The organism is Burkholderia sp. BCC1985, assembly GCF_905339915.1.
Taxonomy (GTDB): Bacteria; Pseudomonadota; Gammaproteobacteria; order Burkholderiales; family Burkholderiaceae; genus Burkholderia.
Map to the genome: position 1 here is coordinate 132045 of NZ_CAJPGY010000009.1, position 15850 is coordinate 147894.

At 68.3% G+C, this 15850-nt stretch carries 13 protein-coding genes and 1 pseudogene; 8 read left to right on the forward strand and 6 right to left on the reverse strand.

All coding sequences use genetic code 11. The annotated features are described in order from the left end of the window. Positions 1-73 precede the first annotated feature (73 nt). Positions 74-640 carry a DNA-binding protein gene (locus U4Z31_RS11725; RefSeq protein WP_321810420.1) on the forward strand — a complete coding sequence of 189 codons (567 nt, stop codon included), beginning with the start codon at positions 74-76 and terminating at the stop codon, positions 638-640. A 211-nt stretch (positions 641-851) separates the two neighbouring features. Here the strand turns inward: U4Z31_RS11725 and U4Z31_RS11730 are convergent, their stop codons facing one another. The 4 genes from U4Z31_RS11730 to U4Z31_RS11745 all read right to left on the reverse strand — a co-directional run bounded on the left by U4Z31_RS11730 (position 852) and on the right by U4Z31_RS11745 (position 4236). Next, positions 852-1928 (reverse strand): polyamine ABC transporter substrate-binding protein, encoded by a 1077-nt coding sequence (locus tag U4Z31_RS11730; protein ID WP_415750281.1) that lies wholly within the window; start codon positions 1926-1928, stop codon positions 852-854. 270 nt (positions 1929-2198) lie between these two features. Then, complete coding sequence (locus tag U4Z31_RS11735) at positions 2199-2369, reverse strand: hypothetical protein (RefSeq protein WP_221622533.1); 171 nt, start codon at positions 2367-2369, stop codon at positions 2199-2201. Between the two features lie 449 nt (positions 2370-2818). Then, positions 2819-3511, reverse strand: a complete 693-nt coding sequence (locus U4Z31_RS11740) for a pentapeptide repeat-containing protein (protein WP_321810422.1) — start codon at positions 3509-3511, stop codon at positions 2819-2821. A gap of 86 nt (positions 3512-3597) precedes the next feature. Then, positions 3598-4236: a helix-turn-helix domain-containing protein gene (locus U4Z31_RS11745; RefSeq protein WP_321810423.1), complete on the reverse strand. Its 639-nt coding sequence runs from the start codon at positions 4234-4236 to the stop codon at positions 3598-3600. A 229-nt stretch (positions 4237-4465) separates the two neighbouring features. Here U4Z31_RS11745 and U4Z31_RS11750 point away from each other — a divergent pair, with 229 nt between their 5' ends. The 3 genes and pseudogenes from U4Z31_RS11750 to U4Z31_RS11760 all read left to right on the forward strand — a co-directional run. Beyond that, on the forward strand, positions 4466-5590 hold the full coding sequence (locus U4Z31_RS11750) for a Rieske 2Fe-2S domain-containing protein (protein ID WP_124892664.1): 1125 nt from the start codon (positions 4466-4468) through the stop codon (positions 5588-5590). 12 nt (positions 5591-5602) lie between these two features. Further along, positions 5603-7339 carry an FAD-dependent oxidoreductase gene (locus U4Z31_RS11755; RefSeq protein WP_321810424.1) on the forward strand — a complete coding sequence of 579 codons (1737 nt, stop codon included), beginning with the start codon at positions 5603-5605 and terminating at the stop codon, positions 7337-7339. A gap of 59 nt (positions 7340-7398) precedes the next feature. Continuing rightward, positions 7399-7707: pseudogene (locus U4Z31_RS11760) on the forward strand (saccharopine dehydrogenase); the annotation flags it as partial. Positions 7708-7867: 160 nt separating this feature from the next. Here U4Z31_RS11760 and U4Z31_RS11765 read toward each other — a convergent pair. Further along, positions 7868-8737, reverse strand: coding sequence for a LysR family transcriptional regulator (locus tag U4Z31_RS11765; protein WP_124521223.1), 870 nt, complete (start codon positions 8735-8737; stop codon positions 7868-7870). Positions 8738-8875: 138 nt separating this feature from the next. On the opposite strand from U4Z31_RS11765, the gene U4Z31_RS11770 reads away from it, so the two are divergent. Next, entirely contained in the window at positions 8876-10054 is a 1179-nt protein-coding gene (locus U4Z31_RS11770; RefSeq protein WP_124521221.1) for a multidrug effflux MFS transporter, read from the forward strand. A gap of 136 nt (positions 10055-10190) precedes the next feature. Here the strand turns inward: U4Z31_RS11770 and U4Z31_RS11775 are convergent, their stop codons facing one another. After that, on the reverse strand, positions 10191-11285 hold the full coding sequence (locus tag U4Z31_RS11775) for an AraC family transcriptional regulator (RefSeq protein WP_124521219.1): 1095 nt from the start codon (positions 11283-11285) through the stop codon (positions 10191-10193). A gap of 250 nt (positions 11286-11535) precedes the next feature. On the opposite strand from U4Z31_RS11775, the gene U4Z31_RS11780 reads away from it, so the two are divergent. The 3 genes from U4Z31_RS11780 (at position 11536) to U4Z31_RS11790 (ending at position 15850) form a co-directional block, all read left to right on the forward strand. Further along, entirely contained in the window at positions 11536-12927 is a 1392-nt protein-coding gene (locus U4Z31_RS11780) for an APC family permease (protein ID WP_321810425.1), read from the forward strand. A gap of 64 nt (positions 12928-12991) precedes the next feature. Then, positions 12992-14389: an aspartate aminotransferase family protein gene (locus U4Z31_RS11785; RefSeq protein ID WP_321810426.1), complete on the forward strand. Its 1398-nt coding sequence runs from the start codon at positions 12992-12994 to the stop codon at positions 14387-14389. A gap of 36 nt (positions 14390-14425) precedes the next feature. Further along, complete coding sequence (locus U4Z31_RS11790) at positions 14426-15850, forward strand: aldehyde dehydrogenase family protein (RefSeq protein WP_321810427.1); 1425 nt, start codon at positions 14426-14428, stop codon at positions 15848-15850.

Below are 15850 nucleotides of genomic sequence, written 5' to 3' on the forward strand. Positions count from 1 at the left end.
CGTGGCCGGGTTTCGCAGCCAGGTGCCGCGCCGCGGTTCAATTCAACGATTCATCACATCACCGGAATACATGATGCAACGCAACCACCGAACGATCGGCGTGATGGGCTCGGGCAAGGAACCGTGGCTCGCGTTTTCCGAGCCGCTCGGCGCATGGCTCGCGCAGGCCGGCTTCAACCTGCTGACGGGCGGCGGCCAGGGCGTGATGCTGGCGGTCGCGCGCGCGTTCGCCGGCGTGCCGGGGCGGGCCGGCCGGTCGATCGGCATCCTGCCGACGCAGGCCGATCCGCACGCGGGCTTCGTGCCGCTCGACGGCTACCCGCATCCGTTCGTCGAGATCCCGATCCTCACGCCGCTGCCGCGCCGCGAACCGGGCGCCGATCCGCACACCATCAACCGGAACTACGTGAACGTGCTGAGCAGCGACCTGATCGTCGCGCTGCCCGGCGGGCACGGGACCGCCGAGGAGATCGCGCTGGCGCAGCGCTGGCGCAAGCCGCTCATCTGCCTCGGGCCCAACGGCGCGTTTCGTGAGCTCGCCGCGGGCGCGACGTGCACGTCGTCGCTCGACGACGTGATCCGCTTCATCGACGCAGCGTTCGCGGCGGCGCTGCCGCATGCGGAGCCGGCGCAGCGATAGTGCGGCCGCGGCCGGGCGTCAGTCGCCGGGGGGGGCGGGTGCCGACGGCGGCTGGTCGTGCAGCCGGTCGGGCACGGCCCGTTCGGATTGGCGGTCGTGCATCCGCGGGCGTTTCCCGAACAGCGGGCGATCGTCGCGGGAGCGCGTCGGCGCGTGCCGGCGAGCGGCCGACGATCTGTCGGGGCGGCCCGACTGGCTGCCCCCGCACCGGTCAGCGCCCCGTCTTCAGTTGCGCCCACAACCGGTTCTGGAGCCGGCGAATCTCGGGCGGCATCGGCTTGAGCAGCGTCATCTTGCTCAGCACCTCGTCGGCCGGATAGACCGACGGATCGCGCGCGATCGCGGGCTTCACGAACTGGCGCGCGGCCTTGTTCGCGGTCGGATAGAACACCGCGTTGGTGATCCCCGCGTTGACCTTCGGGTCCTGCAGGTAGTTGATCCACTTCAGCGCGGCATCGCGGTTCGGCGCATCCTTCGGGATCACCATCATGTCGAACCACAGCAGCCCGCCTTCCCGCGGATTCGCGAAGCGGACCTCGTACGGACGCTTCGCTTCCGCCGCACGGCGATGCGCGATGCCGACGTCGCCGGAATAGCCGAACGACACGCACAGGTCGTTGTTCGCGAGATCGTTGATGTAACCCGACGAGTTGAACTGCGTGATGTACGGGCGCACCTTCTTGAGCACCTCGTATGCGGCGCGGTAATCGGCCGGATTCGTGCTGTTCGGATCCTTGCCCATGTACTGCAGCGTCGCGGCGAATACGTCGACGGCCTGGTCGAGGAACGATACGCCGCAGCTCTTCAGCTTCTCCATGTTGGCCGGGTCGAACACCAGCGCCCAGCTGTCGACCGGCGCCTTGTCGCCGAGCGCCTTCTTCACGGCCTGCACGTTGTAGCCGATGCCGTCGGTGCCATACGCCCACGGCACGCCGTACTGGTTGCCCGGATCGGCGTCGGCGACCATCTTCATCAGCAGCGGGTCGAGGTTCGACAGGTTCGGCAGCTTCGTCTTGTCCAGCGGCTGGTAGACGTTTGCCTGGATCTGCTTGGCCATGTAGTTCGACGTCGGCACGACGATGTCGTAGCCGGAGTTGCCCGACAGCAGTTTCGCCTGCAGCGTGTCGTCGCTGTCGTAGTTGTCGTAGCGCACGTGCAGGCCGGTCTGCTTCTGGAAATTCGGGATCGTGTCCGGCGCGATGTAGTCGGACCAGTTGTAGATGTTCAGCTCGCCGGCCGCCCGGGCGTGTGGGGTGACGACGGCGGCGATGCCCGCGACGGACATCATGGCGGCGGTTGCGATGGTGCGGCGAAGGGTGCGGAGTTGCATGGCTTGTCGTTCGTATCGGGGGGGGCTCGGCGGTTGGCTGCTCGCCGCGCCACGGTTCAAGGGATGGACGTGTGCAACCGGCCGGCGCGCGAAACGAACGCCGGCGGTGCCTGATGATCAGGAGTCCGTCCGGTCTACGCAGCGAATCGTGCCGACACGCAACGCGAGCCGATCCTGTCGCGAGTCACGCGACACGATGTGCAGGTCGAACGGAACGGAGGGGGCGCACTAAGGCAGCAGCGACGCCACGTCGTCGGTGTGGATCGCGACGTATGCGCGCGCGGCGACGGCGTTGTGACGGCGGACGGAACGGCGGGACAGGATGGTGTAGATCGACAGATGCAGGCGAGGACTTTGCCGGCGGTCACTGTCGCCGGTGGACGAGATCGATGCACGCACGTTGCGCGCATCGCCTCGTCTCCACCGCACCAGCGGGCCACGGATTCTCACGATTGCTCTCGACCGGGTTGTTGAAAGTATTGAACACCTGGCGACTCGCGGACGCTGGCCGTTTCACGTGTCGATCGCCGCATTTGCCGCGCGGCGGCAGCGGGACCGTCAGGCAAAACGAAAGCATGATGCAAAGCGAAATCGCCGAAACATCGCGTTCCTGTGAATCATCAGGTAAATCGCTGTAAGGATGTCTCCGGATTTTCCCTAGTGATTCGCACGTCGATGGATCGGGGCCGTCGAGCGTGAGTGCCAAGGCGTGCGTGACGTGTGCCGGCCGGGATGCGGCTGAAGTGATGAGAATATTCGACAGATTGCCGGCAGCACATGCGACATTTGCGGTTCGCGGCCGGCGTCACGAATGTCGGCCGCGGGGCGAAGCAACGCGCGTGCGGTCGTCAGGCGACCCGGATCCCCAGATTCTCGATCAGCATCGCGGCCTGGTCATACGAGATGGTCGCGCCGCGCAGCACGCCCGACGCGAGCAGCTTCGGCGTGCCGCCGAGCTCCACGTCGCGCAGGTCGGCCCCGTCGAACCGGGTGTCGTTCAGATGCGCGTTGCGCAGGCTGCCGCCTTCGAACACGGCGTCGCGAAAGTCCGTGCCGGCGAGATCGGCATCCGAGAAGTCGAGCGCCACGAGCCGCGTTTTCCGGAACGAGAAGCGGCGCAGGCTCGCGCCGACCAGCAACGTATTCGCGAATTCGATGCCGAGCGACTTGCATTCCTCGAAGTCGGCGCCGGTGAGCCTGCATTCGTCGAAGCGCGCCGAACCGAGCTTGCTGCGGCGCCAGCTCGTGTTGTTCAGATCGCAGGACTGAAACTGCGCGTCCTCGAGGTCGGCCGACGCGAAGCTCGTCTGGCGCGCGCGGCAGCGAATCCAGGCGGTCTGCGCGAGCGTCGCGCCGACGAACGACGCTTCCGCGAGCGCACAGCGCTCGAATCGCACGCCGCGCAAATCGAGCCGCGACAGGTCCGCACCTTCGAGATCGCAGTCTTCGAGACGAAGCGGCGCAGGCGAGCCTTCGACGAGAAGCAGCAGGTCGGCGCGATCGAGCGTTCGGCCGGAGACGGAAACTCCGCAGGTCGTCATGGGGTAGTCCGGTGTGAGTTGAAATGTTCGAGGCCGGTATCGGATGGTATCGGCCGGGCTGCGCGACATCGCGCGGGCGCCGCCGCTCAGCGCGCGGCCTTCATGCGGGCCGCGACCGGCTTGCCGGCCGGCTCGCGCTGGAACGTCCACAGGATGCGCATCTGCGCGCGCATCGCCTGCTCGTCAGCCGGAACCAGGCAGTACGCGAGCCCGATACGGCTGATCAGCGCGATGATGTCGTCGAGCGCGGGCACCCGCGCGCCGTGCATGGCGACATATTCACGGTACGGCTTTTCGAGCACGCGCTGCCACATCGGCGCGATGTTCTCGACGATGTAGCCGAACACGTCGGTGGACAGGCTCGTGGCCAGATAGTTGTGGTGAAAGCCGCCGTGATGACGGTCGCGATAGCGCACCGCGAAGCACACGCTCTCTTCGCAGTAGGCCTCGAAGTCGTGCTCGAAGGCGGTGAGCGCGCGCTGCATCTCGTCGAAGAACTCGGCGTTCTGGATGCCGATCACGCCCTGGATCAGCTCCTTTTTCGTGCCGAAGTAGCGGTACAGCGTGCGCCGCGAAATGTTCGCGCGGCGTGCGACGTCGTCGATCGACAAACGGTCGATCCCGTGCTCGATCATCGCGTCGAGCGTGGCGCGCAGGATCGCGCTTCGCCCGTCATTGACGCTGTCCATCCTGCTGGCGTCGCCCCAGCGCAGTTGCCGATCCATACCTTTCCTCGTTGCCGTGCGTTGCGCGGCGTGTGCCGATGAGCCGACCGAATGCGTCGGTTCGGAATTTTCGCATACGTTGTCACAAAAATGGAATTTGTGCCATTATGCGTCACAAAATAATCAGTTTGTGACATAGCGCCGGGTGCATCGACCTGCCCGGTGTGTTCCCGGCACGGTCCGCCACGCAGGTGCAGGGCTGCGCCTTTCGACTGGAAGGAGACGATCCATGACCGAATCATCCGCGCCGGCCACCCGGCATCCCGTTCACCGGATTCATGCCGCACCCATCGACGCGCGCTACGCGCGCGGCTGGCATTGCCTCGGGCTCGCCGACGACTACCGCGACGGCCGCGCGCACGGCCTGTCGATCTTCGGCACGCGCGTGGCGGTGTTCCAGGGCGAGGACGGGCAGTTGCGAATCCTCGACGGCTACTGCCCGCACATGGGCGCCGACCTCGGGCGCGGCCACGTCGACGGCAACGCGCTCGTGTGTCCGTTTCACGGCTGGTCGTGGGCCGGCGACGGCACCTGCACTGCGATTCCGTATTCGCAGCGCATCCCGCCGAAGGCGCGCATCAAGTCGTGGCCGGTGATGGAGCAGAACCGCCTGCTGTTCGTGTGGAACGATCCGGAGGGCAATGGGCCCGATCCGGCGGTCGAGATTCCGCGCATCGACGCGTGCTTCTCCGATGCGTGGAGCGACTGGGCGATCGTCAAGTGGGTGATCGACACGAACTGCCGCGAGCTGATCGACAACCAGTCCGACATGGCGCACTTCGGCCCCGTGCATGGCGCGCCGATCGACTACTTCTGCAACACGTTCGCGGGCCCGGTGGCCTACCAGAAGCTGCGCGGCGGCAGCACGCGGCTGGCCGGCAGCGGCGGGTTGACGGCCGACTCGGCCTACTTCGGCCCGGCATACCACGTCACGCTGATGACGGGCGAAGCGCAGGGGCAGCCGCTCAGGTCGATCCTGCTCAACAGCCACGTGCCGATCGACACGAACAGCTTCGAGCTGCGCTTCGGCGTGATGGTCGAGAAGAATCCGGCGCTGACGGACGAACAGAATCGCGCGATGGTCGACGGCTACGTGCTGGCCGCGCAGTCGGCATTTCGCGAGGACGTCGCGATCTGGGACCACAAGACGCGCGTCGACAATCCGCTGCTGTGCGAAGGCGACGGCCCGATCTATCGGCTGCGCCAGTGGTACCAGCAGTTCTACACGGACGTGGGCGAGCTGCCCGCGCGGCACGCGAGCGTCGAGGTGCACGAATACCGCGGCGAGCACGGCGCCTGGCGCCAACTCGCCGACGTGCCGGCCGATGCGGCAAGCTGCCTTGCCACGATCTGAGCGGAGGCGATCATGTACGACGATCGACACGATTCGTTCGGCGACGCCACGTACGACGTGGTGGTGGTCGGTTCCGGCGCGGGCGCGATGACGGCGGCGCTGCGCGCGCATGACCAGGGGCTGTCGGTACTGGTGGTCGAGAAGAGCACCGTCTATGGCGGCACCACGGCGGTGTCCGGCGGCGGCATCTGGATTCCGTGCAACGACCAGATCGCCGCGCTCGGCGGCAGCGATTCGTACGACGAAGCAATCATGTATTTGCGCGACGTGGTCGGCGAGGATTTCGACGCGCAGCGCATCGATGCGTATCTCGACAACGGCCCGAAGATGGTCGCGTATCTCGCGAAGCACGCGCACACGCGGTTCAATGCGGTGCCGCGTTATCCCGACTACTACCCGGACCGCAAGGGCGGCAAGCCCGGCTACCGGACGATGGAGCCGGCGGCGTTCGATGCCGCGCGTCTCGGCGCGCATTTCGACACGTTGCGCGCGCCTTCGCCGGCGACGCTGATCGGCGGGCGCGTCGCGATGACGCAGATCGAGGCGCACACGATCCTCACAAAGGAGCGCGGCTGGCTGCGGCTCGCCGCGCGCCTGATGCTGCGCTATGCCACCGATTTCAAATGGCGGCGCCGCACGCCGCGCGACCGGCGCCTGACGCTCGGCAATGCGCTCGTCGCGAGCCTGCGCGCGGCGCTCGAGCAGCGCGGCATCGCGCTGTGGCTCGCAACGCCGATGCGCTCGCTGCACACCGACGGCGTACGCGTGAACGGTGTGGTCGTCGAGCGCGACGGCCGGCCGTTCGGCATCCGTGCGACGCACGGCGTCGTGCTCGCGTGCGGCGGATTCGAGGCGAACCAGGCGATGCGCGACCAATACCTGCCGAAGCCGACGCGCGCCGAGTGGAGCGCGGCGCCGCCGATCAACACCGGCGACGGCATCCGCGCGGGGCTCGCGCTCGGGGCCGACGTCGCACTGATGGACTTCGTCTGGGGCGTGCCGACGGTGCGCGTGCCGGGCGAGGAGAAGCAGCGCGGGCTGTTCGTCGAGCGCTCGGCGCCGCGCTGCGTGATGGTCAACCGGCTCGGGCGGCGCTTCGTCAACGAATCGGCGCCGTATCCGGACGTGATCCACGCGATGTATGCGGACCATGCGAACACGCAGGCCAACGTGCCCGCGTGGCTGATCTTCGATGCCGAATATCGCAAGCGTTATCCATGCGGCGTGCTGCTGCCGGGCAGCGTGCAGCCGGACAGCAGGATCCCGCCCGGCTGGCTCGACTCGGTCATCTATCGCGCGGGCACGCTGGCCGAGCTGGCCGCGAAGATCGGCGTGGATGCGCAGGGGCTCGCGCAGACGGTCGAGCGGATGAACGGTTACGCGCTCACCGGCATCGATACCGAATTCGGCAAGGGCGGCAACCTGTTCGATCGCTACTACGGCGATGCGTCGTCGAAGCCGAATCCATGCCTCGGGCCGATCGAGCGTGCGCCGTTCTATGCGCTGCGGGTCGACCCGGGCGAGATCGGCACGAAGGGCGGCTTGCGTACCGATGCGCATGCGCGCGTGCTGCGTTCCGACGGTTCGGTGATCGACGGCCTCTATGCGCTCGGCAACACGTCGGCGGCCGTGATGGGCAAGACCTACCCAGGCCCCGGCTCGACGATCGGGCCCGCGATGACGTTCGGCTATGTCGCGGCCGATCACATCGCGGCCGCGCGGCGGGCAGCGGAGGCGGTTGCGCAATAGGCGAGGCGCGGAGGCGGGGCGGGACGCGATCGCCGGGTGCAGCGGATACGGGCGGCCGGCTGCTGCCGAAGCCGGGCGAGGGGCCGAGCGTCGCCGCGCAACTGGCCGGCCGTTTCGACCTGCGCTTCTTCGGCCGCGCCGACGACGGGCGGACGCTGCGCGTGAAAGTCACCGGCGATCGCGATCCGGGCTACGGCTCGACCGGGAAGATGCTGGGTCAGGCCGCACTCCGCCTCGCGCTGGATTGCAGCCGCGACGGTGAGAAGACCGGGCGCGGCGGGGGCTTCTGGACGCCCGCGACGATGTTCGACGAGCGCTTCGTCGAGCGCCTCGTGCGTCATGCCGGCTTGCGTTTCGAGGTGCTTTGAGCGTGTGGCGCACGCGTCCCGGTCGACAGGAATCGAAAAAACAAAGGATCGCGAATCAACGTGAGGAGGCAGCTTGCTGCAACCGCGGGTCCGACACGATCCCGCCGTGCTCGTAGATCTCGCGCGTGAGCCGCTGCAGGCCTGCGTCGCGGCGTGCGCGTCAGTGCGCGAACGTCTCGACGAGCGCGTCGACGACGACGCGCACCCGCGCCGTATGGGCAAGATCCTGATGGAGCACGAGCCACGTCTCGTACGGTTTCGTGCGGTGCCGTCCGGGCCAGATGCGTACCAGTTCCGGATCGCGCTGCGCGAGGTAGGCGGGCAGTTCCCCGAGCGCGAGACCGGCGCGCACGAACGTGGCCAGCATCAGGCTCGAATCGAGTTCGGCCACGACACGTCCGTCGGCGGCCGATTCGCCGGCCAGCGTGTCGTGCTGCTGTTGCATGACGCCCGGCTGGTAGCGCGCGATGTCGTGGCCCGCGAAGCGGCTGCCGGGCCGCGGTTCGCCGAAGCGATCGAGATAGCGCCGCGTCGCATAGAGCCCGACGTCCCAGCGCGCGAGCAGCCGCACGATCAGGTCGGGCTGGTCGGGACGCGTCGTGCGTACCGCGATGTCGGCCTCGCGGCGCGCGAGATCGACGATGCGCGTCGTGGTGCTCAGCAGCACGCGCACGTCGGGATGGTGTTGCTGCAATCGTTCGATCGCCGGTACCACGAAGTCGACCGCGAGCGCATCGGTCGTGGTCACGCGCACTTCGCCGGCCACGCGCGCGTCCGCGCCTTCGCTGCGCCGTTCGAACGACACGGCCAGCCGCTCCATGCCCTCCGCGGTATCGAGCACCTGCCGGCCGCTGTCGGTCAGCCCGAGCCCGGCGGTGGTGCGCAGAAACAGCCGGCTGCCCAGCGTGCGTTCGAGCGCACCGAGGCGGCGCCCGACCGTCGTCTGATCGATGTCCAGTTGCTCCGCCGCGCCGCGCAGCGTGCCGGCGCGATGCGCGGCGAGAAAGATGCGAATGTCGTCCCAGTTCATGTCGTGTCGTGGTGATGCAAATTTGCAGGGATGGCATGCGATTTCGTGCATTTTCACATGTCCGGTCGATCTCTACCATGCGGCGCCTGAGTTCAACCACATGCGCGCCGGGCGGACCGGCGTGCGAGGAGCCTTGTCGTGCCGCGTCTTTCCCTGATTCTCGTCATCGCGATGCTGAGTGCATTCGGCCTCATCGCGTCGGACGTCTACCTGCCCGCGATGCCGGGCATGGCCGCCGATTTCGGCGTCGCCGGCTGGCGGATGCCGCAGACCGTGTCCGCGTACCTGCTCGTGCTGGCGTTCGCGCAGCTGGCGTATGGGCCGCTGTCCGATCGTCACGGCCGCAAGCCGGTGCTGGTGGCCGGCATCCTGATCTACGTCGGCGGCTCGCTCGGGTGCGCGTCGGCCGGCAGTTTCGCGACGTTCGTCGCCTGGCGCATGGTGGAGGCGGCCGGCGCCGCGTCGGGGCTCGTGATCGGCCGCGCGGTGATCGCGGACACGTGCGACAAGCGGGTGTCCGCGAAGGTCTACGCGGTGATTTATCCGCTGGTGTCGCTGTCGCCGGCCCTGGCGCCGGCGCTCGGCGGGCATCTTGCCGCATGGGCCGGCTGGCGTGCCGACTTCCTGTTCGTCGCGGCATTCGGCGTGGCCGCGCTCGCGACGACGCTGGCGCTGCTGCCGGAAACCCGGCCCGCGCACGCACGCTCCCGCACGTCGCCGTTCGCCGGGTTCGGCAACGTGCTGCGCGATCCCGCGTTCCGCCGCTACACGGCGGTGGTGTGCGCGATCTACTGCGCGTGGTTCGTCTACCTGACGCAATCGCCGTTTCTGTTTGCGGCGGCGGGCGTGGACGAGGCGCGGCGCGGCTGGCTCTACCTGCCGCTGACGGCCGGCATCGTCGTCGCGAACGTCGTGGCGAAGCGCCTGCTCGACTGCTGGCCGTACGACCGCATCGTCGCGGCGGGCATCGTGTGCTTCGTGCTCGGCGGCGTCGCGTTCGGCGTCGCTCGCGCGTTCGGGATCACGGGCGTCGCCGCGACCGTCGTGCCGATGTGCATCGTCAGCCTCGCGAACGGTTCGTCGCTGTCGCTGGCCGTATCCGGTGCGGTGGCAGGCCAGCACGGCCATGCGGCGAGCGCGTCGGGGCTCGTCGGCTTTTGCCAGATCGGCAGCGCGGCGCTGGTCGCGACGCTCGTCAGTGCAACGGCCGGCACCGGGCAGACCGTGCTGACGATGTCGATCCTGGTGCTGTCGTTCGTTGCGCTCGCGGCATGCGTCGCGCGGCCGACGCGCGCGCGCGCGGTCGATCCCGCATGAGGCAGGAACAGGCGGAGGGCCGGGGCGCGGTGCGACCAGGGCGATCGCGGCAGTCGATATCAAAAGCAGTCCGAAGAAAGATCGCCACGCCGGGCGCGCAAGCCCGCTCGGTCCTGATCCTTCGTTCGCGGACGGCTCACGTGTCGTCGTTCGCGCCCGCTCGCGGCGTCTTGCCGGTCCAGCGCCGGTACGCATGGCGGAAGCTGCGCGGCTCGCTGTAGCCGAGCCGCTCCGCGATCGCGGCCACGCTCAGCGCGGGCTCGTCGAGCAGCCGCACCGCCTCCTGACGACGCACGTCGTCGAGCAGCGACTGAAACGTGATGCCGTCCTTGTCGAGCCGGCGTCGCAAGGTGCGCTCGGTCAGGTGCAGCGCGTTCGCGAGCGACGTCATCGACTTGAAGCGCGCGAGGTCGCGCGCCATCAACTCCTTCGCGCGATCGGCGAAACGCGTGCCGACCGACGCGGCCCACTGCCGTTCGAGCGCTTCGCATTGCCCGTGCAGCGCATTGAAGCTGACTTCGTTCGCGAGCCGCGGGGCTTCCGTGCCGTTCACGCTCGTGAACACGAGCCGGTTCTCGCCCGCATTGAACGTGACCGGGCAGTCGAAGTGGCGCGCGTAGTCCGCGCCGTTGCGCGGCGTGCGGCGGGCGAGATGCAGCTGCGCGGGCCATACCGGCTTGCCGACCAGATCGGACACGATCAGGCGCAGGCTCGACAGGCACATGTCGGTCTGGAACACCTCGAGGTCGGGTTCGCCGTTGTAGCGGCCGATCGTCACGCTCATCCCGTCCGCGTGCGCGTGCACGCGCACGTCGAAATACAGCCCCATGAACAGCGGAAACTGGCTCATGCACCGGAACGCCTGCATCACGGAGCCGCTGATCAGCATCGCGTAACCGGCGAGGCCGAGCGTCGACACATGGAGCCGCGCGCCGATCGACAGGCCGATCGACGGTACGCCGCTGCAGCGCAGCAGGTTGCGGAAGCAACGCTGCTCCTGGCCGCGATTCACGTGCAGGTTCGGCGACGCGACTTCGGCCGCGCCGAGGCCGGTGCCCTCGAGCAGCGCGGCGCCGTCAATGTGCCGGACGCGGCATTCGTCGAGCGCGACCGCGATCGCGTGCACGGTGGCGGGAATGTCTTCCTGGCGTCCGGCCGGACGCGCGAGGCCGAGCGCTGAACGCAGGCTGCGTTCGGCGCGGCTTTGGGGTCGATGGGACTTGCTGTCCATGGCGAAGGGCGGCAACGGGTTCGCGTAGAACATAGCCGGAATGTCCGCGAAACGCCAGAGGGCCCGCATCAGCGGGGGGGGCGGCCGCCCGCCACGCGTCCGGAAATATCCCCCGATTACGTCCGCTTTTCTCATTCGTCGTCGATTTTTTGGCGCACCACACTCGTTTCCGGATCGCGCAATGCCTGCACTGCCTGCATTGCCGACGAGACGAGTGTTGATGTCATGGACCACGCCACGTGAGGACAGCATGAAAGACACCAGGCCGGAGCAGCGCACGCCCAGCGCCGCGACAGACGACGTGCGGGCACGCACGGACGGGCACGCCGACGCAGGGCCACGCGCCGCGCATTCGCTCGGGCTGTTCACGCTGGTGATCTTCGGCCTCGCATACATGCTGCCGATGACGGTGTTCACGACCTACGGGATCGTCACGCGCGAAACCAACGGACACCTGACGATCGCGTATGCGGTCACGTTGGTCGCGATGCTGCTGACCGCGCGCAGCTACGGCCACATGGCGCGGCTGATGCCGAGCGCCGGTTCCGCCTATACGTTCGCGAGCCGCAACTTCGGCACCTCGGCCGGTTTCATGGTCGGCTGGGCGCTGCTGATGGACTACCTGTTCATCCCGATGATCAGCTATCTCGCGATCGGCATCTACATGAAACAGCTGTTCCCGGCCGTGCCGGCCAGCGTGTGGATCGTCGCGAGCATCGCGCTGGTCACCGGGCTGAACATCGTCGGCATCCGGCTCGTCAACCGCGTGAACCTGATCCTGATCGCGAGCCAGCTCGTGTTCATCGCGGTCTTCGTCGCGGCGGCCGCGCATGTCGCGAGCGGCGAGGGGCTGGCGCCGACGCTCGCGCTGCCGTCGTCGGACGACGCACGGGCGATCTTCGCCGGGTCCGCGATCCTGTGCCTGTCGTTCCTCGGCTTCGATGCGGTGTCGACGCTGTCGGAGGAAACGCGCGAGCCGCGCCGCACGGTGCCGCGCGCGATCCTGCTCTGCACGCTCGCAAGCGGCCTGCTGTTCATGCTGATCGCGTATGCGGGACAGGTGGTGTTCCCCGACTGGCATGCGTTCAAGGATCTCGATTCGGCCAGCCTCGAACTGATGCGGCGCATCGGCGGCGGCACGCTGTCGGCGCTGTTCGTCGCGGTCTACGTGGCCGGCTGTTTCGCGAGCGCGATGGCCGGCCAGGCGAGTGTCACGCGCGTGCTGTTCGCGATGGGCCGCGACCGGGTGCTGCCCGAGCGCGTGTTCGGCCACCTGCATGCACGGTTGCGCACGCCGGTGCGCGCGACGCTCGCGGTCGGCGTCGTGTCGCTGTCCGCGCTGTTCATCTCGCTCGATCTCGCGTCGACGATGATCAGCTTCGGCGCGCTCGTCGCGTTCGCAGTCGTGAACCTGTGCGTGATGCGCAGCTATCTCGGTCGCCCGGAACATCGCCGCTTCGCGGGCTGGATCAGGTTCGGCGCGGTGCCGGCGCTCGGCTTCGCGATGAACGTCTGGTTGTGGTCGGGCCTGTCGCGCCAGACCTTCTACGTCGGCATCGGCTGGCTCGCGATCGGGCTGTGCCAGCTGCTGTGGCTCACGCGCGGCTTCACGCGCCCGGCGCCGACGCTGTCGATGAACTGAATGACCGGCCGGCGGCTTCCGGCTGCGGGCCGCCGGTCTCGAATCCCTGAAGGAGGAATGACCCATGAACGGTATTGACGTCAATCTCGATGCGGACCTGCAGGCGCTCGGCAAGCGCCATCTGCTGATGCACTTCACGCACGCCGATGCGTATCGCGACCACGCGCTGACGGTGTTCGACCGCGGCGAAGGCTGCTGGCTCGTCGATCGCAACGGCAAGCGCTACTTCGACGGGCTCGCCGGGCTGTACTGCGTGCAGGTCGGCTACAGCCACGGCGCGGAGATCGGCGACGCGATCCGCGAGCAGATGGTGCGGCTGCCGTTCGCGACCAACTGGGGCTACGGCCACGAACCGGCGATCCGCCTCGCGCACAAGCTCGCGGCGCTCGCGCCGGACGGCCTGAACCGCGTGTTCTTCACGTCGAGCGGCTCGGAGTCGAACGAATCGGCGATCAAGCTGGTGCGCCAGTATCACCAGGCGCGCGGCGAGCCGCAGCGGCGCAAGTTCATCGCGCGGCGCGTCGCGTATCACGGCACGTCGTTCGGCGCGCTCGCGCTGAACGGGATGACCAACTTCCGCAAGCATTTCGAGCCGCTGATGGCGGGCGTGCGGCACGTGAGCAATACGAAGCGCTACGGGCGGCCGGAAGGCGAGACGGAGGCGCAGTTCACGCGCCATCTGCTCGACGAGATCGAAGCGCTGATCGTCCAGGAAGGGCCGGACACCGTCGCCGCGCTCGTCGTCGAGCCGCTGCAGAACGCGGGCGGCAGCCTGACGCCGCCGGCCGGTTATGCGCAGGGGCTGCGCGCGCTGTGCGACCGGCACGGCGTGCTGCTCGTGGCCGACGAAGTGATCTGCGGGTTCGGCCGGCTCGGCGAATATTTCGGGTCGACGCGTTACGGGCTGAAGCCGGACCTCATCACGTTCGCGAAGGGGATCGCGTCGGGCTACGTGCCGCTCGGCGGCGTGATCGCGAGCGACACGGTGGTCGACACCGTGCTCGCCGGCCCGCAGCAGATGTTCCTGCACGGCGCGACCTACGGCGGCCATCCGGTCGCGTGCACGGCAGCGCTCGCGAACCTGGCGATCATGGAGCGCGAAGGCGTGCTCGCGAACGTCCGCGCCAACGAGGCGGTGTTCCGCGAGACGCTCGACGGCCTGCTCGAGCTGCCGTGTGTCGGCGACGTGCGCGGCGACGGCTACCACTACTCGCTCGAACTCGTGACCGACAAGGCCGCGCGCCGCTGGGCGGCCGGCATCAGCGCGCAGACGTTCGTGTCGACGCTGCTCGCGCCCGCGATCTTCGAAGCCGGGCTGTTGTGCCGCGCGGGCGTCGACCACGAAGGCACGCCGATCGTGCAGTTCTCGCCGCCGCTCGTGATGTCGCGCGACGAGATCGTGTGGTTCGTCGCGAAGATCCGCGACATTCTCTCCGACACTTACGCGCGTGCGACGCGCTGAGCGCGGCAGCACCGTTCGTCATTCCAGGAGCCTTCGATGCGAACCTCACAACAGAGCTATATCGCCGGACAGTGGTGCGATCCGGCCGATGCGCGCGCGATCGACGTGATCGATCCGGCCACCGCGAAGCCGTATGCGCGGCTCGCGATCGGCGGGCCGGCCGACGTCGACCGCGCGGTCGGCGCGGCGAAGCGGGCATTCGACGCGTATTCGCGCTGGACGGTCGACGCGCGCGTCGCGCTGCTGCAGCGCGTGCTCGAGATCTACCGGCGCCGCTACGACGAAGTCGCGCGCACGATCAGCCAGGAGATGGGCGCGCCGATCGCGTTCGCGCGCGCGATGCAGGCCGCGGTCGGCACCGCGCATCTCGAACAGACGATCCGCGCGCTGCAGTCGTTCCGGTTCAGCACGCAGACTGATGCGCTGCTGGTGTCGCACGAGCCGATCGGTGTGTGCGCGCTGATCACGCCGTGGAACTGGCCGATCAACCAGATCGTCTGCAAGGTCGCGCCGGCGCTCGCGGCGGGCTGCACGATGGTGCTCAAGCCGAGCGAGATCGCGCCGTTCAGCGCGATCCTGTTCGCGGAGATCCTGCACGAAGCCGGCGTGCCGCCGGGCGTGTTCAACCTCGTGCACGGCTACGGGCATGAGGTCGGCGATGCGCTGTCGCGGCATCCGGACGTCGACATGGTGTCGTTTACCGGCTCGACGCGTGCCGGTGTCGAAGTCGCGAAGGCCGCGGCCGATACCGTGAAGCGCGTGCACCAGGAACTCGGCAGCAAGAGTCCGAACCTGATCCTGCCCGATGCCGACATCGAGGATGCCGTCACGCGCGGCGCGCGCAGCTGCTTCAGCAACAGCGGGCAGTCGTGCAACGCGCCGACGCGGATGTTCGTACACGTCGATCAGCTGGCCGCGGCCGAGGCGGCGGCGCGCGATGAGGCTGCGCGCACCGTCGTCGGCGATCCGCGTTCGCCGGAAACGGGCATCGGGCCGGTCGTCAGCCGCACGCAGTTCGACCGCATCCAGCAGCTGATCCGGCGCGGCATCGACGAGGGCGCGACGCTCGTCGCGGGCGGGCCCGGCCGTCCGGACGGGCTCCGCGACGGCTTCTACGTGAAGCCGACGGTGTTCTCGAACGTCACGCCGGACATGACGATCGCGCGCGAGGAGATCTTCGGGCCGGTGCTGTCGATCCTGACCTACCGGACCGAGGATGAAGCCGTGGCGCTCGCGAACGATTCGGTCTACGGGCTCGCGGCTTACGTGCAGACGAAGGATCTCGAGCGTGCCCGCCGCATCGCGGCGCGCTTGCGCGTGGGCAACGTGCACATCAACTATCCGGCGTGGAACCCGGCCGCGCCGTTCGGCGGCTACAAGCGTTCGGGCAACGGACGCGAGTATGCGGAGTTCGGCCTCGTCGAATATCTGGAGACGAAAGGCGCGACGGGGTACGCGTGA